We start from the raw sequence: 19,742 nt of genomic DNA, 5'->3' as shown, positions 1-19,742 counted from the left end.
ACTCATCAGGGCCGCTCTGGAACCCTGTAGACACGCCTGCGTTTTCCGCCACGTGCCTACAGAGCCGGGGTGGCGGCTTCTATATTTAGTGTGCCGCCCACTCGATCTTGGAAATGTCGACACCGTCTTTGTACATGTCCCACAGCGGCGACAGAACGCGCAGCTTGTTGACGGCTTCGCAGACTTTCTGCGCGGCGTAGTCGACTTCTTCTTCGGTGGTGAAGCGGCCGAACGTAAAGCGGATCGAGCTGTGTGCCAGTTCGTCATTGCGGCCCAGGGCGCGCAGTACGTACGACGGCTCAAGGGACGCCGAGGTGCAGGCCGAACCGGACGAAACCGCCAGGTCCTTGAGCGCCATGATCAGCGACTCGCCTTCGACGTAGTTGAAGCTCAAGTTCAGGTTGTGCGGTACACGGGCGGTCATGCTGCCGTTGATGTACAGCTCTTCAAGGTTCTCGACCTGCTTGTAGAAGCGGTCGCTCAGAGCCTTGATACGGATGTTTTCGGCAGCCATGTCTTCCTTGGCTACACGGAAGGCTTCGCCCATGCCGACGATCTGGTGGGTTGCCAGGGTGCCCGAACGCATGCCGCGCTCGTGACCGCCGCCGTGCATCGTGGCTTCGATGCGTACGCGAGGCTTGCGGCTCACGTACAGCGCGCCGATGCCTTTAGGGCCATAGGTCTTGTGGGCGGAGAACGACATCAGGTCGACTTTCAGCTTCGACAGGTCGATGTCGACCTTGCCGGTGGACTGGGCCGCATCGACATGCAGCAACACGCCTTTGGAGCGGGTCAGCTCACCGATGGCCGCGATGTCGTTGATGGTGCCGATTTCGTTGTTCACGTGGATCACGGAAACCAGGATGGTGTCTTCACGCAGCGCGGCTTCGATCATGGCCGGGGTGACGATACCGTCGGTGGTTGGCTCAAGGTAAGTAACCTCGAAACCTTCACGCTCCAGTTGGCGCATGGTGTCGAGGACAGCCTTGTGCTCGATCTTGGTGGTGATCAGGTGCTTGCCTTTGGTCGCGTAGAAATGCGCGGCGCCCTTGATTGCCAGGTTGTCGGATTCGGTAGCACCGGAGGTCCAGACGATTTCGCGCGGGTCGGCATTGACCAGGTCAGCGACTTGGCGACGAGCGTTCTCGACCGCTTCCTCGGCCTTCCAGCCAAATACGTGGGAACGGGAGGCAGGGTTGCCGAAGTTTCCGTCAACCAGCAGGCACTCGCTCATCTTTTGCGCGACACGCGGATCAACCGGGGTGGTCGCAGAGTAATCAAGGTAAATCGGCAATTTCATGGACTTTCTCCTAAATCAGGCTGGCTGGCGTGCCGTTAGCTCTTCGGCTGTCACTCGACGGCGGACGCTTCGATCTTGTCCAGACGCGGCGCCTTGGTATTGCAACGGCGCTGGTCCTGACGCTGGGCTACTTCTTGCACCTCACGGCGAGTCACAAGATCAGCCAAGCTGATACCACTCAAAAACTCATGGATCTGCAGGCTCAAGTCACACCACAGGTGGTGCGTCAGGCAGGTGTCGCCGGCATGGCAATCACCCAGACCCTGGCATTTGGTGGCGTCGACGGATTCGTTGACCGCATCGATCACCTGGGCGACCTGGATGCCCTGCATATCGCGGGACAGCTGATAGCCACCACCCGGCCCACGCACACTGGAAACCAGATTGCTGCGGCGCAATTTGGCGAACAGTTGCTCAAGGTAGGACAGGGAAATGCCTTGGCGCTCGGAGATATCGGCCAGGGACACCGGCCCAGTTTGCGCGTGCAAAGCCAAGTCAAGCATGGCAGTCACCGCGTATCGGCCTTTTGTAGTCAGTCTCATGGACAAGTACCAAGGTGTTTCAGAATGGGAGCGAGTATGCGATTCCCGAGTATTTAAGTCAACTATAAGACCTAGTACTTTAGTCAGGATTACCCGTAAAAAGGGCGCGCGAATCATAGCAGGATGGGGTGGTGACGAACAGCGGGAAGGCTGCAGGATTGGGATGGAGAGACCAATGGAGGTCAAATGTGGGAGCTGGCTTGCCTGCGATAGCGGTATGCCAGCTCCCATAGGGTTATGTATTGGCCTTTGGAACTAGCCAGCCTTGGTAGCCGCTTCGTCCTTGATTTCGGCGAAGTCTTCTTCGCGCAACTCAGGCAGCTCCTTCGCACAGTAAGGACTCCCCAGATCCTTCAACGCACCGCACATACCCTCCAGCTTGCCGTCCACCGCTTGCAGATGATCGAGCAACTGGCCGATGGCACGCGCCACCGGGTCAGGCATATCTTCGCTGACGCCATAGGCATCGAAGCCGATCTTCTCGGCCATGGCCTTGCGCTTGGCTTCCTGCTCGTCGCCGACTTCGGGCTTGACGATAATGCGCCCGGGAATGCCGACAACGGTGGCGCCAGGCGGCACGGCCTTGGTCACGACGGCGTTGGACCCGACCTTCGCGCCGGCACCAACGGTAAACGGGCCGAGCACCTTGGCGCCCGCTCCAACCACCACACCATTCTCCAGGGTCGGATGGCGCTTGCCCTTGTTCCAGCTGGTGCCGCCAAGGGTCACACCCTGGTAGAGCGTCACGTCGTCGCCGATTTCTGCGGTCTCGCCGATAACGATGCCCATGCCATGGTCGATAAAGAAGCGACGCCCCACCTTGGCCCCCGGATGAATCTCGATCCCGGTCATCCAGCGCCCGAAGTTCGACACCAGCCGCGCCAGCCATTTCCAGCCCATGCCCCACAACGCGCTGGACAAGCGGTGAATCCAGATAGCGTGCATGCCCGGGTAGCAGGTCAGCACTTCAAAGGCGTTGCGCGCCGCCGGGTCCCGGTGGAAAACACTTTGGATATCTTCTCGCAAACGCTCGAACATTTTTTAATCCTTCCGCTTTAGAAGCTCACCACGGGCCGCTTTCTGGGTTTCCGTGAGGATGCCACGCAATATATTCATTTCCGCCCGGCTGACCGAGCTGCGTCCGTACAAGCGACGCAGGCGCGCCATCAAGTGCCGTGGTTTTTCAGGATCGAGGAACTCGATGGCCACCAGGGTTTGCTCCAGGTGCTCATAGAACCGCTCCAGCTCGTCCATGGTGGCCAGCTCGCCACTTTTGGTCGAGGCGACTTCTTCCTTTTCCACTTTGCTCGGCTGGCCAGCAGCGGCCAGCCAGGCCATGCGCACTTCGTAAGTCAACACCTGCACCGCCGCCCCAAGGTTCAAGGAACTGAACTCGGGATCTGATGGAATGTGTACGTGGTAATGACATCGCTGCAGCTCGTCATTGGTCAGGCCGGAATCTTCACGACCGAATACCAGGGCGATTTCGGCGCCACCAGCGGCCTCCTCCACCACTTTGGTTCCGCATTCGCGCGGATCCAGCAGCGGCCAGGGGATGCGGCGGTCGCGGGCGCTGGTGCCGAGCACCAGGTTGCAGCCGACCAAGGCGTCTTCCAGCGTGGCGACCACCTGTGCATTTGCAAGGATGTCATTGGCGCCCGAAGCGCGGGCATCGGCCTCGTGATGCGGGAACACGCGCGGCTCGACCAGCACCAGGCGCGTCAGCCCCATGTTTTTCATGGCTCGCGCCACCCCGCCGATATTGCCGGGATGACTGGTATTGACCAAGACGACACGAATGTTTTGCAGCAAGGGAGGCGCTCTCGGACACAGGAAAGGGGAGCAAATCTTACAGAACCGCCTAAGGTTATGCCATGAAAGCGAACGTCGTCCTTCACCTGAAGAAAGTTTCTGCTAGAATGCCCGGCTTTCTTTAACAACCTTAGGTGACACATCCATGCAGCCCATGCTGAATATCGCGCTGCGCGCCGCCCGCAGCGCCAGTGAATTGATCTTCCGCTCCATCGAGCGCCTGGATACCATCAAGGTCGACGAAAAAGACGCCAAGGATTACGTATCCGAGGTGGATCGCGCCGCCGAACAGAAAATCATCGACGCGCTGCGCAAGGCTTACCCTACCCACGGCATCCTCGGTGAAGAAACCGGTTTGCACAAAGGTAGCGGCGAAGGCGAAGACTACCTGTGGATCATCGACCCACTGGATGGCACCACCAACTTCCTGCGCGGCATTCCACACTTTGCCGTGAGCATCGCGTGCAAATACCGTGGCCGCCTGGAACACGCAGTCGTACTGGACCCGGTCCGTCAGGAAGAATTCACCGCCAGCCGTGGCCGTGGCGCCCAGCTCAATGGCCGTCGCCTGCGGGTCAGCGGCCGCACCAGCCTGGACGGCGCCCTGCTGGGTACCGGCTTCCCGTTCCGTGACGATCAGATGGACAACCTGGAAAACTACCTGGGCATGTTCCGCGCCCTGGTTGGCCAGACCGCCGGCATCCGCCGCGCTGGCGCAGCGAGCCTGGACCTGGCCTACGTGGCCGCCGGCCGGTTTGATGCGTTCTGGGAGTCGGGCCTGTCCGAGTGGGACATGGCTGCAGGCGCCCTGCTGATCCAGGAAGCAGGCGGCTTGGTGAGCGACTTCACTGGCGGTCACGACTTCCTTGAGAAAGGTCACGTGGTTGCGGGTAACACCAAATGCTTCAAGGCAGTATTGACGGCAATCCAGCCGCACCTGCCGGCTTCGCTGAAGCGCTAAGCGAGCGAGCACAAAAAAGCACCCTTCGGGGTGCTTTTTTTTGCCTGGGATTGCGGTAATGCTGTATTTCCTGCCACAACACATACTCAATATAGGAGCGGGCAAGCCCGCTCCCACATTTTGAACAGCACCAGGCTTATGGGTTACTGCTGATTCTGGCCGAGGATCAGACGCCCTTCTTTATCCACAGGAATCTGGCCACCCGGATCGCGATCCATACGCACGGTGCCTTCCTTGCCATCCAGGTTGTAACGCACGTCGTAACCGACCACTTTGTCGCTAATGTCATTGACGGTGTTACAGCGGGTTTGCGTAGTGGTGTAGGTATCGCGGTTCTGCATGCCTTCCTGAACCTTGTTACCGGCATAACCGCCACCGACCGCGCCGGCCACGGTGGCCAGCTTTTTACCGTTACCGCCACCGACCTGGTTGCCCAACAGGCCACCGGCCAGCGCACCGACCACGGTGCCGACTATTTGATGTTGATCCTGTACCGGCTTCTGCCGGGTCACAGCGACGTCCTTGCAGACCTCGCGTGGTGTCTTGATCTGGGTTTTCACCGGCTGCACCGCCAGCACTTGCGCATACTCAGGGCCGCTTTTTACCAGGCTATAGGTGGCAAAAGCACCCCCGGCAGTCACACCGACAGCACCCAATACCGCACCAACCAGCAACGACTTGTTCACATGAACCTCCTGACCATCACAAACGGACGGAAACGCCCGCGCTATACCCAGCCTTGGAGCAAAAAAAAAGGCACGAGTTCAATACTCGTGCCTTTCTTGTCACAGCGGATCAACAACGGCCTATCAAGGGCGGTCGTCGACCTCCTTGCCAGTGCTGGCCGGAGGGATCAGGTCTTCGCTGTTGAGGTTCAGCCAGATCAGCACCACGTTGGCGATGTAGATCGACGAGTAGGTACCCGCCAGAACGCCGATGAACAGCGCCAGGGAGAAGCCCCACAGGTTATCGCCACCGAAGATCATCAGCGCGGCAATCGCCAGCAAGGTGGAGATCGACGTCGCCATAGTCCGCAGCAGGGTCTGGGTGGTGGAGATGTTGATGTTCTCGATCAACGACGCCTTGCGCAGTACGCGGAAGTTCTCACGAACCCGGTCGAATACCACGATGGTGTCGTTGAGGGAGTAACCAATGATCGCCAGCACGGCTGCCAGTACGGTCAGATCGAAGGTGACCTGGAAGTACGCCAGGATACCCACGGTCACGATCACGTCGTGGATCAGCGACACGATCGCGCCGACGCCGAACTTCCACTGAAAGCGGAACGCCAGGTAGATCATGATGCCAACCAGCGCCATCAGCATGCCGAGACCGCCCTGGTCGCGCAGCTCTTCACCCACCTGCGGGCCGACGAACTCGACGCGCTTGACCGACGCCGGGTTGTCGCCGCCGACCTTCTGCAAGGCCTCGGCTACCTGGTGACCCAGTTGCGGGTCTTCGCCCGGCATACGCACCAGCAGGTCGGTGGTTGCACCGAAGCTCTGCACGATGGCTTCGTGATAGCCGGCCTTGACCAGCTCGTTGCGCACCAGGGTGACGTCGGCGGGCTTCTCGTAGGTCAGCTCGATGAGCGTACCGCCGGTGAAGTCCAGACCGTAGTTCAAGCCCTTATGGAACCAGCTGAACAACGCCAGAACGGTAAGGAGCACAGTGACGCCGAACGCAACGTTGCGAACGCCCATGAAGTTGATTGTACGTAACATGGCAGCCCCTTAAATCCACAACTTCTTGAAGTCACGCCCGCCAAAGATCAGGTTGACCATTGCGCGGGTCACCATGATGGCCGTGAACATCGAGGTAAAGATACCGAGGGACATGGTCACCGCAAAACCTTTGACCGGGCCAGTGCCCATGGCAAAGAGAATCCCGCCGACCAGCAAAGTGGTCAGGTTGGAGTCGAGAATCGCGGTAAATGCCCGGCCGAAGCCTTCGTTGATTGCACGCTGTACGGTCATGCCGGCGGCGATCTCTTCACGGATCCGCGAGAAGATCAGCACGTTGGCGTCTACCGCCATACCCATGGTGAGTACGATACCGGCGATACCTGGCAGGGTCAGTGTAGCGCCCAGCAGCGACATCAGAGCCAGCAGCATCACCATGTTGCCCGCCAGGGCCACGGTGGCGATGATGCCGAAGAAGCGATAGATGGCGATGATGAACAGCGACACGAACAGCATGCCCCACAAGGCCGCATCGATACCCTTGGTGATGTTGTCGGCACCCAGGCTCGGGCCAATGGTGCGCTCTTCAGCGAAGTACATCGGCGCCGCCAGGCCACCGGCACGCAGCAACAGCGCCAGTTCGGACGACTCGCCCTGACCGTTCAGGCCAGTGATGCGGAATTGAGCACCCAGCGGCGACTGGATGGTCGCCAGGCTGATGATCTTCTTCTCTTCCTTGAAGGACTGTACCGGCACATCTTTCTCTACACCGTCGACCACTTGCTTGGTGTAGGTGGTGACCGGACGCTGCTCGATGAAGATGACCGCCATGCTGCGACCGACGTTGCTGCGCGTGGCGCGACTCATCAGTTCACCACCGTGGCCATCCAGGCGGATGTTCACTTCAGGCGTGCCGTGCTCGCCGAAACCGGCCTTGGCGTCGGTCACCTGGTCACCGGTGATGATCAGGCTACGCTCGATCAGTGCAGGCGGGCGGTTGCCTTCGCGGAACTCGAATTCCTCGGAGGTGGCCTTGGAAGCTCCCGGCTCAGCGGCCAGGCGGAATTCCAGGTTGGCGGTTTTACCCAGGATACGCTTGGCTTCAGCAGTGTCCTGTACGCCCGGCAATTCAACCACGATGCGGTTGGCACCCTGGCGCTGAACGATCGGCTCGGCCACACCCAGTTCGTTGACGCGGTTACGTACCGTGGTCAAGTTCTGCTTGATGGAGTATTCGCGGATTTCCGCCAGCTTGGCCGGGGTCATCGCCAGACGCAGTACAGGTTGACCGTTCAGGTCGGCCGGTACGATGTCGAAATCGGTGAAGTTCTTGCGTACCAGTGCACGGGCCTGTTCGCGGGAAGCCTCGTCAGAGAAGCCCAGCTGGATGGCACCGTTGAGCTGTGGCAGGCTGCGATAACGCAATTTCTCTTTGCGCAGCAGGCTCTTCACATCGCCCTCATAGACTTTCAGGCGTGCGTCGAGGGCCTTGTCCATGTCGACTTCCAGCAGGAAGTGCACACCACCGGACAAGTCCAGACCCAGCTTCATCGGGTGCGCGCCAATGCTGCGCAGCCATTTTGGCGTGGTCTGTGCCAGGTTGAGCGCGACAACGTAGTCGTCACCCATGACCTTGCGCACGACATCTTTGGCCGGCAATTGGTCTTCTTGCTTGGTCAGGCGCAACAAGCCGCCCTTCGCATCAGCTGCCAACGTTGCCGCCTTGACCTGGATACCTACGTCAGTGAGCGCTTTGCTCGCGCGTTCCAGATCAGCCTGATTAACCTGCAGCGAAGTGCTGGCGCCAGTGATCTGGATCGCAGGGTCATCAGGATAGAGATTGGGAGCGGAATAAATAAAACCGATCGCCAGCACCGCCAGGATCAGTACGTATTTCCACAGAGGGTATTTGTTCAGCATCACGCCGCCCGCTTATGACGCGGGGCGCCTTGCGCGCCCCGTCGATTGGTAAAGGTTGTTACTTAGATCGCTTTGAGCGTGCCTTTTGGCAGCGTGGCGGCGATGGCGCCCTTCTGGAACTTCATTTCCACAGTGTCGGAAACTTCCAGTACCACGAAAGCATCGGAAACCTTGGTGATCTTGCCGGCGATGCCGCCAGTGGTCACGACTTCGTCACCTTTCTGCAGGCTGCCCAGCAGGTTTTTCTGCTCTTTGGCGCGCTTGGCCTGTGGGCGCCAGATCATCAGGTAGAAGATGACCAGGAAGCCGACCAGGAAAATCCACTCGAAACCACCGCCCATAGGACCGGCAGCGGCAGGCGCAGCGGCATCAGCCATGGCGTTAGAGATAAAAAAGCTCATTTAGCACTCCAGTTGCAAATAGTGAATCTTAGGGTCGGAAAACTCAGTCCAAGGGCGGCACAGGAAGCCCGCGCTTGGCATAGAAGGCATCGACGAAGGCGGCCAATGTACCCTGTTGAATAGCCTCGCGCAAACCAGCCATCAGGACTTGGTAGTGACGCAAATTGTGGATGGTATTCAACATGCTACCCAGCATTTCCCCACACTTGTCCAGATGGTGCAGATAAGCACGGGAGAAGTTCTGGCAGGTGTAGCAATCACAGGTGGGATCCAGCGGCGAATCATCATGGCGATGGAACGCGTTACGGATCTTCAGCACGCCTGTATCGATGAACAGATGCCCATTGCGGGCATTACGGGTTGGCATCACGCAATCGAACATGTCCACACCGCGGCGCACACCCTCTACGAGATCTTCCGGTTTGCCAACGCCCATAAGGTAACGAGGTTTGTCAGCAGGCATCAGGCCCGGCAGATAATCCAGCACCTTGATCATCTCGTGCTTGGGCTCGCCAACCGACAAGCCGCCGATGGCCAGGCCGTCAAAGCCGATCTTGTCGAGGCCTTCCAGCGAGCGTTTGCGCAGGCTTTCGTGCATGCCGCCCTGGACGATGCCGAACAGCGCCGCGGTGTTGTCACCATGTGCGTTCTTCGAGCGCTGGGCCCAACGCAGGGACAGCTCCATGGAGATCCGCGCGACGTCCTCATCGGCCGGGTACGGTGTGCACTCGTCGAAAATCATCACGATGTCGGAGCCCAGGTCGCGCTGCACCTGCATCGACTCCTCCGGGCCCATGAACACTTTGGAACCGTCTACCGGCGAGGCGAAGGTCACACCCTCTTCCTTGATCTTGCGCATGGCCCCCAGGCTGAACACCTGGAAACCACCGGAGTCGGTGAGGATCGGGCCTTGCCACTTCATGAAGTCATGCAGGTCGCCATGCTTCTTGATCACTTCCGTGCCCGGACGCAACCACAGGTGGAAAGTGTTGCCGAGGATGATCTCGGCGCCGGTGGCGACGATGTCGCGCGGCAACATGCCCTTGACGGTGCCGTAGGTGCCGACCGGCATAAACGCCGGGGTCTCCACGGTGCCGCGCGGGAAAGTCAGGCGACCGCGACGGGCTTTGCCGTCGGTAGCGAGCAATTCAAACGACATACGACTCATAGTTGTTCCTCTGGGCCGCGTGGCGCCGGGTTGCGGGTGATAAACATCGCATCACCGTAGCTGAAAAAACGGTACTCGTTGGCGATGGCGGCCTGGTAAGCGGCCATGGTTTCCGGGTAGCCGGCAAATGCCGAGACCAGCATCAACAGCGTGGATTCGGGCAGATGGAAATTGGTGACCAGGCAATCGACCACATGGAACGGTCGGCCCGGGAAGATAAAGATGTCGGTGTCGCCGCTGAACGGCTTGAGCACGCCATCACGCGCCGCGCTTTCCAGGGAGCGCACGCTGGTGGTGCCTACCGCGACCACTCGCCCGCCACGCGCCTTGCAGGCGGCCACAGAGTCGACAACTTCCTGGCTGACTTCCAGCCACTCGCTGTGCATGTGGTGGTCTTCGATGTTATCCACACGCACCGGCTGAAACGTGCCGGCCCCCACGTGCAGGGTCACATAGGCGGTCTCGACGCCCTTGGCGGCAATCGCAGCCAGCAGTGGCTGGTCGAAATGCAGCCCGGCGGTCGGCGCGGCAACGGCACCCAGGCGCTGCGAGTAGACGGTCTGGTAGCGCTCGCGGTCCGAGTCTTCGTCGGGGCGATCGATATAGGGTGGCAGCGGCATATGGCCGACACGCTCCAGCAGAGGCAACACCTCTTCTGCGAACTTGAGTTCGAACAGTGCGTCATGGCGCGCCACCATCTCGGCTTCGCCACCACCATCGATCAAGATGGAGGAGCCCGGTTTCGGCGACTTGCTGGAGCGCACATGGGCCAGCACACGATGGCTGTCCAGTACGCGCTCTACCAGGATTTCCAGCTTGCCGCCGGAAGCTTTCTGGCCAAACAGCCGCGCCGGAATCACCCGGGTATTGTTGAACACCATCAGATCGCCTGGGCGCAAATGCTCCAGCAAATCAGTGAATTGACGGTGTGCGAGGGCACCGCTGGGCCCGTCCAGGGTCAGCAGTCGACTAGCGCGACGCTCGGCCAAAGGATGGCGAGCGATCAGCGAATCAGGAAGCTCAAAAGTAAAGTCAGCAACGCGCATGATGGAGTTCGTCTAGCAGGGCCGGGAAGTCTAGCGGAAATAGTGAAAATTGACCATGAAAGGTGATTGACCAACGGTAATCTCATCTCTATACTTCGCCGCCATTGAGCCCTGATGGCGGAATTGGTAGACGCGGCGGATTCAAAATCCGTTTTCGAAAGGAGTGGGAGTTCGAGTCTCCCTCGGGGCACCATTTGATGTACATAGACGTCCAACGACGGCTACGCAACACCCATAGAGCCCGCTAAATGCGGGCTTTTTGGTCTCTGGGGTTCCATCCCCGTCCCTTGCAAGCCAGCCTCTTTTTGGTACATTTTCCGTACAGATTCCAGTTCGAGGATTGGAGGTGTACAGATATGCCCCTTACCGCCTTGCAGATCAAAGCTTCCAAGCCGACCGACAAGCAATACATGCTGGGTGATAGTTCGGGTCTTGGACTGCTGGTTCATCCCAACGGAAGCAAATACTGGCATTTCCGGTACACCTACCACGGCCGGCCGATGAAAATGTCCCTCGGTGTCTGGCCGTTGGTGTCGTTGCAGGAGGCGCGCGACAAGGCTGCGGAGTGCCGCCGATTGGTGAAGAACGACATCAACCCTGGCGCCAGGGCCCGGGAAGACAAGCACCAGAAACGTGAGGCCGGGCTCAATACCTTCAAGCGGGCTGCTGAATACTGGTATCAGTTCAAGTCTGACTCTGGTCGCGCTCGGGCGACGCTAAAGAAGATCCGCGACTACCTCGACAAGGATCTGCTGCCAGCGCTGGGATCGAAACAACTTGAAGAAATCACGCGGGCTGACTGCGCAAGATTGCAGGCCAGCATCGAGAAGCGTGGGGCGTTCAACGTGGCAGACAAGGCCCGGACTTGGCTCAAGCAGATTTTCAGTCAGGCTGTTGCACGTGGGTTGTGTGAGAACAATCCGGCTTCCGAGCTCCATGCGATCGCGCTCGCCCCTCCCCCACCGCAGCACTATCCACATCTACGCGAGGACGAGCTGCCAGAATTCCTTCAAGCGCTGAGTACTACCACTAGCCGCCTGCCTGCGCGGATTGCCGCATGGATGGCGATCCTTACAGCCGCCCGCCCCGGCATGGTCCGCTACGCAACCTGGGAAGATATCGATCTTGAAGAAGGCACGTGGACCGTACCAGCAGAGCGCATGAAGATGCGCCGCGACTACATCAGTCCCCTACCCCACCAACTCATCGCGATGCTGATCAAGCTGCATCAACTAACCGGCCGCAGTCACTATTTGTTTCCGGGCAACGGCAACAGGCTGCCTGTGATCTGTGAGAACACCATCAACCTGATCTTCACCAAGATTGGCTACAAAGGGCGGATGGTGAGCCATGGCGTTCGCCACACCGCGAGCACGCTGCTGCGCGAACATGGGTGGCTGAAGGACCATGTTGAAAGCCAATTGGCGCATGTCGAAGGTGGCATCGCGGGTGAGTACAACCAGGCGCTGTATATGACCCAGCGGCGGATCATGATGCAGTGGTATGCCGACTATCTCGATGCACTTCGTGATGGGATGACAGCGAGCCTGCGGGATCAGTTTGATACGCGTGTGAATCAGTTCCTGTCGCACAAGGCGTCGGTGCTACTCGGACCCAAAGCTATCGGTATCGACCGCAGTGAGCTGGAAAAAGAGCGTGGCGCATTCCAGCGGTAACAAGGCCGTGAATTCTCCGTCGTTTTGCTTTACTCGCGGGTCCATCCAAACAGGGCTGCAAAGCCGCCCTGTTTGGATGGACCTCACTTAAAAAATCAAAAGCACTGCAATACGCTACCGGCAGCCACGGTATTCCATAGACGGCTCATGCCGTTTATAACCGCAGGATCATCCAAAAATGCCCCTTGACCCTGAAGGACCCCGGGCGTAGAAAAGATGGTGCAAGCGCTGTCGATGACAGCACCCCAGGTGGTCCGAACCTTGAAGGCCACCCCACTGATCGTGGTGGTTCATCCCAAGTGCGTTCAGCATCCGGCAGCACGTACGGTCACTACCCATGTGATGGATGCCTCTTCACCCTATTGCCCTTGCGGCAACACATATCCCTAACCCCGCTGCCCTGCAGCAACCTATCCGCTTGGCCGATTCTTGCGCCAACCTTCGCCCGTCTCTTTCTGCCGGAAAGAGACGGGCGCTCCTAATACTGCTGCAGCCCTCATCGCACGTGGCTTTGCGGCAATTCCCCTCGTGACAATCGGCGTGACAAACACCGATGTCATCAGCAACAGCGATGCAGATGATGGTGCCGCAGTCCAGGGAATGGATTGCACCTGACTGACAGTCAGGCATGCCCCGGTCATCGCATCGCTGCCTTCACCCGGCTCAGGATCTCGCGGCGCTGGTTTCGTCAGCCAGTGCAGCCTCCACCCGCCCACCTCTTAGGAGGTGTTCAGGAGGCCAGATCATGAGATGCCCATGCTCCCGGTCGTAAGGAGCCGCCAGTCCTGCGTTAGAGGACAACCCTCACAGGTCGCAGGGGCCTTGATCCCTGATAACACTCAACATTCTTGGCGGGATGACTGGGGGAAGGTTTAAACGGGCTGGGTTCAAGAGGTGTTCGATCATGGCTTTGGTAGGTAGAAGGGATGGGCGCAATTTTGGCTACGGTCGGCAATTGAGTTATGCCGGGCCGCAAGCGTTGAAAGACATGTTCGGCGGTGGACATTACGGCACGGTCAAGGCTCACAGCGATCGGTGGCAGGTGTTCGTGCGTTGGTGCAGGTCGGAGGATGGGCCGGGTTTCAACGATGCACGGGAGATTGATCGGCAGACGTTGGCGAACTATGCGACGCATCTTCGCGGCTTAGTCGAGCGAGGTGACTTGGCCATCGCCACTGCGCAGAACAGGCTGTCCAGCGTGAACCGGACCATGGCTGCGCTTCGCGGTGATAAGTATGTGAAAGTGCCGAGTCCGAGCAAGGCGTTGGGGATGCAGCGGACTGTCGTTCGCATGTCGGCACCACAAGGCCAGGATAATGGGCACGTTGTGCGCATCATTGAGGCGCTTCGAGAGTTGCACCCTCGTGTAGCCGCCATTGTTCATTTGGCACGAGCTACTGGCATGCGGCTGCGCGAGGCCACTCTCGCCGACCTTCCGCGACTCGCACTCGAAGCCGAACTTCTCGGCAGGATCAATATCCAGGACGGCACCAAAGGCGGTCGCAGCGGGGCAACCGCGCCTCGCTGGGTCAACGTAGATGAGTATGTTCGTGAGGCGCTCCGGTACGCCGTAGAGGTGTCGCCCTCAAGTAGCCGGAATTTGCTTGGGCAGAATGAGAGCTACGCTAGTTTTCACCAGAGCGTGGTACGGCCGGCGCGGGAGATTCTCCACAGCCACGATCTTAAGGGCTTTCACGAATTGCGGGCGGCATACGCATGTGAACGTTACGAGCAGATCACCGGTCACCTTGCGCCAGTTAACGGCGGGAGGTGCAGCCGGCTTGATCCACAGCTTGACCGAGAGACTCGCATGCAAATCAGCTATGAGCTGGGACACGGTCGAGTCGACGTGGTGGCCGCCTATATTGGAGGCCAAGGATGACAAAGCCATTTGATATGGAAGTGTTCCTGACTGGAGTGCTGAAGGGGGCTAACGCCACTCGCGAGCGTCACATACGTCAAGCCAGAGCTATTCAGGCAGCCATCGCCGACCGCTGGGCTCGAGACAATCCGTGGAGGTGGCAACTAAAGCATCTTGCGTGGTTTTTGAATTGTTATCTGGCAAAACACACGGACTCGACACGCTACTATTACTTACTGACAATCCGGCTGATCGATACTCGCATGAGCAGGGGTTGGCGGCTCTAAAGCGAGTCCAAGCTAGTTGCCTCTACTGTGCCTGAACACACATCTATTCGGCTGCAATTAGGTGCCATTCACGGCTACCAGGTGCTGTGGAATGAGGCCAAGGAATTAGAACCGGCGTCTCAGTTCCCTATCTATCGACAGATCCTATCTGCGGCAGCCGCCTTGCTCATCGAGCGCAAAGTCGTCAGCTCCCCCGCCCCCTCCCGCCAAGCTCATAAAGATCCCTACCTTCGCGAAAGCTGGAAGACGAACGGCCGTCCTTGGACACATCGGCTCAGTGTGGAGCTACCTGCGAGGCAGCCAAAGCCGACGCTCCTCGCCCTCAGTGCTAAAGGAAGGTGTTAAGAGCAACGCATACGGGCAGACAGCTCGGATGGCCATTTGATATGGTGGTCCAAATCGCACACATCGCGCCAAGGACTGCCCAGATGCACTTATCGAAAGCCTCCCTCGTTAACTATAGGAATTTTGAGTTTGCCAAATTTCTTTTCCGACCTGGGGTTAATACAGTGATCGGGGAAAACGGATCTGGCAAGAGCAATCTCTTTAGAGCAATAAGGCTACTTCTTGACGCCAATATCTATAGAGCAGCTCATGATCTATCTGAAGGTGACTTCTTTCGAAGAAGATCGTCCTGGAAAGGCCATTGGATCATAATCAGCCTCGAGTTCGACAATATTAGCAGCGACGAATCAATACAGTCGCTATTCGTGCATCATGGCGCGATCATGACCGGAGACATCGTTAACAAGGCAACTTATAATCTTATATTTCGTCCAAACCCTCACATAAGAACTAAACTTGCCGCTTTAACCAAAGGCGACAAAAAAGGCTTAGCTGAGCTTCAGAATGAGATTACCATTGAAGATTACGAAACTGTATTCACCGGTCGAAGCGATGTCGACTTCTCCAACAAGATGCGCTATCAAGAAATCGTGGGCGATTTTTCATCGGTAATTTTCCCAAGTCGAGAGTCAAAGCTAATCGGCACGAAAATACCTCACCAGCTTTCCGTGGCCAAGGAAGTTTCCTTTACATTTGTCAAGGCACTCAGGGATGTAGTAGCCGACTTCAACGGAAATCGACAAAACCCTCTTCTGACCCTTCTAACACGTAAAAGCCAAGAAATAGACAAGACGAAATATACTCGCATTACGGACACTGTGAAGGACTTGAACACCGACATTGAGAAACTGGAGGATGTGCAACATGTTCGATCAGATATACGTAGCACGATTAGCGAAACAGCAGGAGATGCTTACTCTCCTGCTAGCCTTCACATAAAGTCTGACCTACCCAGCGAACCCGAAAAACTTCTTCAATCTTTGAAGCTCTTTGTGGGTGAGACCGACGAGAATTATTCCGGTGACATATCTGAGCTTAGCCTAGGCGGAGCAAACCTGATTTACCTAACACTAAAGTTACTAGAATTCAAATATCAAAAACAAAGAGAAACAGCTGCAAACTTCCTACTGATCGAGGAGCCGGAAGCGCATATCCACACCCATATCCAAAAAACACTTTTTGACAAAATAAATTATCCAAACACTCAAATCATCTATTCCACCCACTCAACTCAAGTCTCTGAGGTCAGCAATGTTGAAAGTGTAAACATATTAGCCCGAAAAGGCTTGAAGTGCGAGTCCTATCAGCCATCTCGGGGCCTGGACCCCAGTGAGATACGACACCTCCAGAGATATCTTGATGCCACGCGTAGCAGCCTATTGTTTGCTCGCGGCGTCATACTTGTTGAAGGAGATGCTGAAGAGTTTCTCATTCCCTCCTTAATCAAGAAAGTATTAGGTGTTAGTCTGGATGAATTAGGGATTAGCCTCATAAACATACGGAGCACCGGCTTTGAGAACATAGCCTGCGTATTCCACAAATCCCGAATCCGTCGTAAATGTAGCATTATAACTGACTTAGATAAGGCTATTTCTGACACAAAACCGCTCCCATCCGACACTAAAATTATAAAAGCTTATAAGAAAAAAATGCGAGGCTCTGACGCCAAGGGGAAATCAAGAAAAATTTATCTTGAGAACTATTGCAAAGACAATCAATATCTGGACACATATTACGCAGAGCACACTTTCGAAGTTGATTTACTGATGAAGCACAACAGCCATGAGGTAATCAACACCCTAAATAAAGTGTACTCAAATGAAAAAATCCGCGCGACTGCTGAACAAGAACTTAAAAGCAAATTAGTTGGCATCGCCGGAAAGCGCATTTTAAGAATGGCAAACCATGTAGGCAAAGGTTGGTTTGCTATTTTACTTGCCGATGAAGTTACCAAGACAACCAATATACCGGACTACATTTTGAGTGCGGTACTCGACGCATGCGATGGCCTTGCACTAAAAACGGCATTGAAGATTTTGAAATATCGTATCGAGGTTTTAGCCACCGAAAAATATTTTGATACTTTAAGCGCAAATGCCAAAGACGCCCAAGGCCTAATTTCCACATATGAAGAAGGTGATTTTGACAGCACTGTTCTAATGAGCGCACTAGAAACAACTCTGGAAAAAGATTCGGTCTCGATCGCGGTCATTGGAGCTTGACATGGACTTGACCGAAGCGGGGCTTAATGACAAGCAGATCAAGGCAATCGAACATACTCGGAGTGTTTTCCTTACTGCCTGCCCAGGCAGCGGAAAGACAAAAACACTTACGTATAAAATTGCAACTGAGTTGACCAAGTTAAACGATCACAGAAATTTTGTCGTAGCAATAACCTACACACATCGCGCGGCTGATGAAATCCTTGAGCGGGTTGAACGATTAGGTTTATCAACGGACCAATTATGGATAGGCACAATTCATTCATTTTGCCTAGAGTGGATATTACGACCCTACGCCATATACGAGCCTCGACTCGAAAGTGGCTTTACGATCATTAACCAGCCAGACTCAGAAAAACTACTTGAAGATATTTGCCCAAGATATTTAGCACCTAAAATTAAGCCAATCGATTGCAACTACCACTTCATCAACGGGAAAGCTACCCCCCTGTGCTCAGACCTTGCCAAACACGAAAACATACGATCTGTTCTCAGAGAATACTTTACACTACTTAAACAAGAACGAAAAATCGACTTCGAACTTATACTTTTTTTTGCCCACAAACTTACAAGCAGGTTTCCAAGCATAGCGAAGAGCCTAGCCAACCTTTTCAGCATCATACTGCTAGACGAATATCAAGACACTAAAGACATACAGTACTCAATATTATTCTCAATTTTTACCGCAACCCCGGGAAAAACTCGAGCCTTTATCGTAGGAGATCCTAACCAGGCGATTTTCAACAGTCTAGGTGGGCATGCAATTGAATTCTATGATTTCAAAGCCAAGTCTCGGCTCGAAATAGACCAATTATCATTATCTCGCAATTACCGATCATCATCAAAAATCATAGATTATTTTTCAAAGTACCAAGTATATAAAGGGCAAATATCTGCCGATGCAGAATACAAGGATTATAAAAGCACAATTACACATGACACTACCACCTCCTTGCATAGCCTGGAGGATGAAATTGTAAAACTTATAAGATACAGCATCGACGTACAAGGTATTCGCCAAGAAGAAATTTGCGTTGTTGGCCCGCAATGGCCAGCCTTAGCAAACATGACTAGACGCTTAATGAGCAAACTCCCTGACTGTAGTTTTGACGGCCCTGGAATGATACCATTTGGACGCGAACTGGATAATTTTTGGTATAAGCTAAGCCGCATTTGCTTATCCACCCCTGCACCTGATATGTATCTGAGGCGGCTGAGATGGGCGAATGAGGTAATTCGCGGATTACAGGACTCGGGTATAGCTTGCACATACACAAATAAAACTCTTCTCAAAGAACTAAATCAAATAAATCTGAATGAACGTAACGGAATGCGATACCTCGAATATTATTTTGAGAGATTTCTTGCGCTATTTAAAATCAACACCTTGTCCAGCCACCCGGAACTTGAGAACCACTACAATTCTTTTTTCGAAACCGCACGCAAGAGAATTGAAAATGCAAAACGGGATGGATTACATCTTATTGAGGACATAGAAAACTTTCAACGCGCGTTCAAACCTCGAACAGGAATTACAGTATCGACAATTCATGGCGTCAAAGGCGCCGAATTCGACAACGTAATATCTTTTGCCTTATTGGAAGGCATGGTTCCACATTGGGCAGACTCGCAAAAAGCAACGAGTTCCAAAAAGCTGATTTATGTAATTGCTTCTAGAGCAAGAAAAAACTTGTACCTGATTTCTGAAAATGGTAGAAAAAAACCCCCAACGAGCATTTTAATCACCACAAGATATCAGTACGACGCTCCTCCGACATAATAACAACACGCAGATTATTTATCACAAACTAGCAGAGATTACGCCGCCCTCCTGAATGACAAGGTAAGTTAAAATTTTTTTATCCTATCGGTGGAGAAGCGATGGCTACGCTCGACATGCCATTCACTTCGAATAAGGAAAACGACATTGAGTTGGCATCCAAGGCGCCCTAGTAAAAAATCCAGGATCAATGGCTCCAACCAGAGGAACTAGGTGTACCTTTCGTCAGAAAATCGTCCAATAAAAGCCAGCGAACTCCGCGCACCTACGGCACAAATCAAAATACATGCCAAACCGCAAATTTCCGTACAAAAAAATATGTACAGCGGAATAAATCCTCTATAATCAAATAATTAACTCCAATGGTGAGTCTCCCTCGGGGCACCATCTTAAAAAAAGACCTTGAAATTCAAGGTCTTTTTTTTCGCCTGCAGAAAAGCGCGGAACGCATCAAGCCTTCCTTTAGCAGGCGATCTATCCTGCCGAGCCCTCCCCAGGGGCGCCCAGACACCTCAAGGCAACGCGACCCTTTCCCCTACCGCTCATCGCCACTTACACGAGCCCCCAAGGACCCGCTGGAGAGCGCTTCGGAGTGCCGGGTAGATTGACTCCAGCAGCGACCGAAACGCACTCAAAAATCATAAACTTGCCCGGGACTGAAAACGTCGATGAAAGGACCAACCGGCCCTTACTGGGCTTTTTTCGCGCCAAAAACAAAACCCCATCTGCTTTCGCAAAT

15 protein-coding genes and 1 tRNA gene are annotated in these 19,742 nt (G+C 55.3%); 6 read left to right on the top strand and 10 right to left on the bottom strand.

The annotated features are described in order from the left end of the window. Window positions 1-85: 85 nt before the first annotated feature. From LIY36_RS26590 to trmJ, 4 genes are all read right to left on the bottom strand, one after another. Window positions 86-1,300 (bottom strand): IscS subfamily cysteine desulfurase, encoded by a 1,215-nt coding sequence (locus LIY36_RS26590; RefSeq protein ID WP_226457738.1) that lies wholly within the window; start codon window positions 1,298-1,300, stop codon window positions 86-88. A gap of 50 nt (window positions 1,301-1,350) precedes the next feature. Then, the gene (iscR, locus tag LIY36_RS26585; protein ID WP_003194020.1) at window positions 1,351-1,842 is read right to left on the bottom strand and encodes a Fe-S cluster assembly transcriptional regulator IscR; all 492 of its coding nucleotides are present in this window, start codon (window positions 1,840-1,842) and stop codon (window positions 1,351-1,353) included. A 255-nt stretch (window positions 1,843-2,097) separates the two neighbouring features. Next, entirely contained in the window at window positions 2,098-2,880 is a 783-nt protein-coding gene (cysE, locus tag LIY36_RS26580; protein WP_226457737.1) for a serine O-acetyltransferase, read from the bottom strand. 3 nt (window positions 2,881-2,883) lie between these two features. Then, window positions 2,884-3,654 carry a tRNA (cytosine(32)/uridine(32)-2'-O)-methyltransferase TrmJ gene (trmJ, locus tag LIY36_RS26575; protein ID WP_192299572.1) on the bottom strand — a complete coding sequence of 257 codons (771 nt, stop codon included), beginning with the start codon at window positions 3,652-3,654 and terminating at the stop codon, window positions 2,884-2,886. 145 nt (window positions 3,655-3,799) lie between these two features. Here trmJ and suhB point away from each other — a divergent pair, with 145 nt between their 5' ends. After that, entirely contained in the window at window positions 3,800-4,615 is an 816-nt protein-coding gene (suhB, locus tag LIY36_RS26570) for a type III secretion system regulator SuhB (RefSeq protein ID WP_003175971.1), read from the top strand. Between the two features lie 143 nt (window positions 4,616-4,758). On the opposite strand, the gene LIY36_RS26565 is transcribed toward suhB, so the two are convergent. The 6 genes from LIY36_RS26565 to queA form a co-directional block, all read right to left on the bottom strand. Beyond that, window positions 4,759-5,301 carry a glycine zipper 2TM domain-containing protein gene (locus tag LIY36_RS26565; protein ID WP_192299573.1) on the bottom strand — a complete coding sequence of 181 codons (543 nt, stop codon included), beginning with the start codon at window positions 5,299-5,301 and terminating at the stop codon, window positions 4,759-4,761. Window positions 5,302-5,424: 123 nt separating this feature from the next. Beyond that, window positions 5,425-6,339 (bottom strand): protein translocase subunit SecF, encoded by a 915-nt coding sequence (secF, locus tag LIY36_RS26560; protein ID WP_016977660.1) that lies wholly within the window; start codon window positions 6,337-6,339, stop codon window positions 5,425-5,427. A 9-nt stretch (window positions 6,340-6,348) separates the two neighbouring features. Further along, window positions 6,349-8,217, bottom strand: a complete 1,869-nt coding sequence (secD, locus tag LIY36_RS26555; RefSeq protein WP_226457736.1) for a protein translocase subunit SecD — start codon at window positions 8,215-8,217, stop codon at window positions 6,349-6,351. A 62-nt stretch (window positions 8,218-8,279) separates the two neighbouring features. After that, complete coding sequence (gene yajC / locus LIY36_RS26550) at window positions 8,280-8,618, bottom strand: preprotein translocase subunit YajC (protein WP_003175975.1); 339 nt, start codon at window positions 8,616-8,618, stop codon at window positions 8,280-8,282. Window positions 8,619-8,661: 43 nt separating this feature from the next. Then, window positions 8,662-9,777 (bottom strand): tRNA guanosine(34) transglycosylase Tgt, encoded by a 1,116-nt coding sequence (gene tgt / locus LIY36_RS26545; protein ID WP_003175976.1) that lies wholly within the window; start codon window positions 9,775-9,777, stop codon window positions 8,662-8,664. 5 nt (window positions 9,778-9,782) lie between these two features. Beyond that, window positions 9,783-10,832 (bottom strand): tRNA preQ1(34) S-adenosylmethionine ribosyltransferase-isomerase QueA, encoded by a 1,050-nt coding sequence (queA, locus tag LIY36_RS26540; RefSeq protein WP_226457735.1) that lies wholly within the window; start codon window positions 10,830-10,832, stop codon window positions 9,783-9,785. 108 nt (window positions 10,833-10,940) lie between these two features. On the opposite strand from queA, the gene LIY36_RS26535 reads away from it, so the two are divergent. The 5 genes from LIY36_RS26535 to LIY36_RS26510 all read left to right on the top strand — a co-directional run bounded on the left by LIY36_RS26535 (window position 10,941) and on the right by LIY36_RS26510 (window position 19,003). Then, a tRNA-Leu gene (locus LIY36_RS26535) sits at window positions 10,941-11,025 on the top strand. Between the two features lie 163 nt (window positions 11,026-11,188). Continuing rightward, window positions 11,189-12,508 carry a tyrosine-type recombinase/integrase gene (locus LIY36_RS26530; RefSeq protein WP_226457734.1) on the top strand — a complete coding sequence of 440 codons (1,320 nt, stop codon included), beginning with the start codon at window positions 11,189-11,191 and terminating at the stop codon, window positions 12,506-12,508. A gap of 904 nt (window positions 12,509-13,412) precedes the next feature. Continuing rightward, a complete protein-coding gene (locus LIY36_RS26525; protein WP_226457733.1) occupies window positions 13,413-14,390 on the top strand; it encodes an integrase domain-containing protein in 978 nt (325 codons plus the stop codon). Window positions 14,391-15,084: 694 nt separating this feature from the next. After that, window positions 15,085-17,223, top strand: a complete 2,139-nt coding sequence (locus LIY36_RS26515) for an ATP-dependent nuclease (RefSeq protein ID WP_226457731.1) — start codon at window positions 15,085-15,087, stop codon at window positions 17,221-17,223. 1 nt (window position 17,224) lies between these two features. Beyond that, window positions 17,225-19,003, top strand: a complete 1,779-nt coding sequence (locus LIY36_RS26510; protein ID WP_226457730.1) for a UvrD-helicase domain-containing protein — start codon at window positions 17,225-17,227, stop codon at window positions 19,001-19,003. Window positions 19,004-19,742: the final 739 nt, after the last annotated feature.

This window comes from Pseudomonas sp. AF03-9, from assembly GCF_020515815.1.
Lineage (GTDB): Bacteria > Pseudomonadota > Gammaproteobacteria > Pseudomonadales > Pseudomonadaceae > Aquipseudomonas.
This window is presented reverse-complemented; position numbering and strand designations above follow the sequence as displayed.

What these genes read in the sequence shown, in the direction of transcription:
- LIY36_RS26515 (WP_226457731.1), top strand. Translation starts at nt 15,085, where the DNA reads ATGCACTTATCGAAAGCCTCCCTCGTTAACTATAGGAATTTTGAGTTT.
- iscR (WP_003194020.1), bottom strand. Translation starts at nt 1,842, where the DNA reads ATGAGACTGACTACAAAAGGCCGATACGCGGTGACTGCCATGCTTGAC.
- LIY36_RS26510 (WP_226457730.1), top strand. Translation starts at nt 17,225, where the DNA reads ATGGACTTGACCGAAGCGGGGCTTAATGACAAGCAGATCAAGGCAATC.
- suhB (WP_003175971.1), top strand. Translation starts at nt 3,800, where the DNA reads ATGCAGCCCATGCTGAATATCGCGCTGCGCGCCGCCCGCAGCGCCAGT.
- cysE (WP_226457737.1), bottom strand. Translation starts at nt 2,880, where the DNA reads ATGTTCGAGCGTTTGCGAGAAGATATCCAAAGTGTTTTCCACCGGGAC.
- yajC (WP_003175975.1), bottom strand. Translation starts at nt 8,618, where the DNA reads ATGAGCTTTTTTATCTCTAACGCCATGGCTGATGCCGCTGCGCCTGCC.
- secF (WP_016977660.1), bottom strand. Translation starts at nt 6,339, where the DNA reads ATGTTACGTACAATCAACTTCATGGGCGTTCGCAACGTTGCGTTCGGC.
- queA (WP_226457735.1), bottom strand. Translation starts at nt 10,832, where the DNA reads ATGCGCGTTGCTGACTTTACTTTTGAGCTTCCTGATTCGCTGATCGCT.
- LIY36_RS26590 (WP_226457738.1), bottom strand. Translation starts at nt 1,300, where the DNA reads ATGAAATTGCCGATTTACCTTGATTACTCTGCGACCACCCCGGTTGAT.
- secD (WP_226457736.1), bottom strand. Translation starts at nt 8,217, where the DNA reads ATGCTGAACAAATACCCTCTGTGGAAATACGTACTGATCCTGGCGGTG.
- LIY36_RS26525 (WP_226457733.1), top strand. Translation starts at nt 13,413, where the DNA reads ATGGCTTTGGTAGGTAGAAGGGATGGGCGCAATTTTGGCTACGGTCGG.
- LIY36_RS26530 (WP_226457734.1), top strand. Translation starts at nt 11,189, where the DNA reads ATGCCCCTTACCGCCTTGCAGATCAAAGCTTCCAAGCCGACCGACAAG.
- tgt (WP_003175976.1), bottom strand. Translation starts at nt 9,777, where the DNA reads ATGTCGTTTGAATTGCTCGCTACCGACGGCAAAGCCCGTCGCGGTCGC.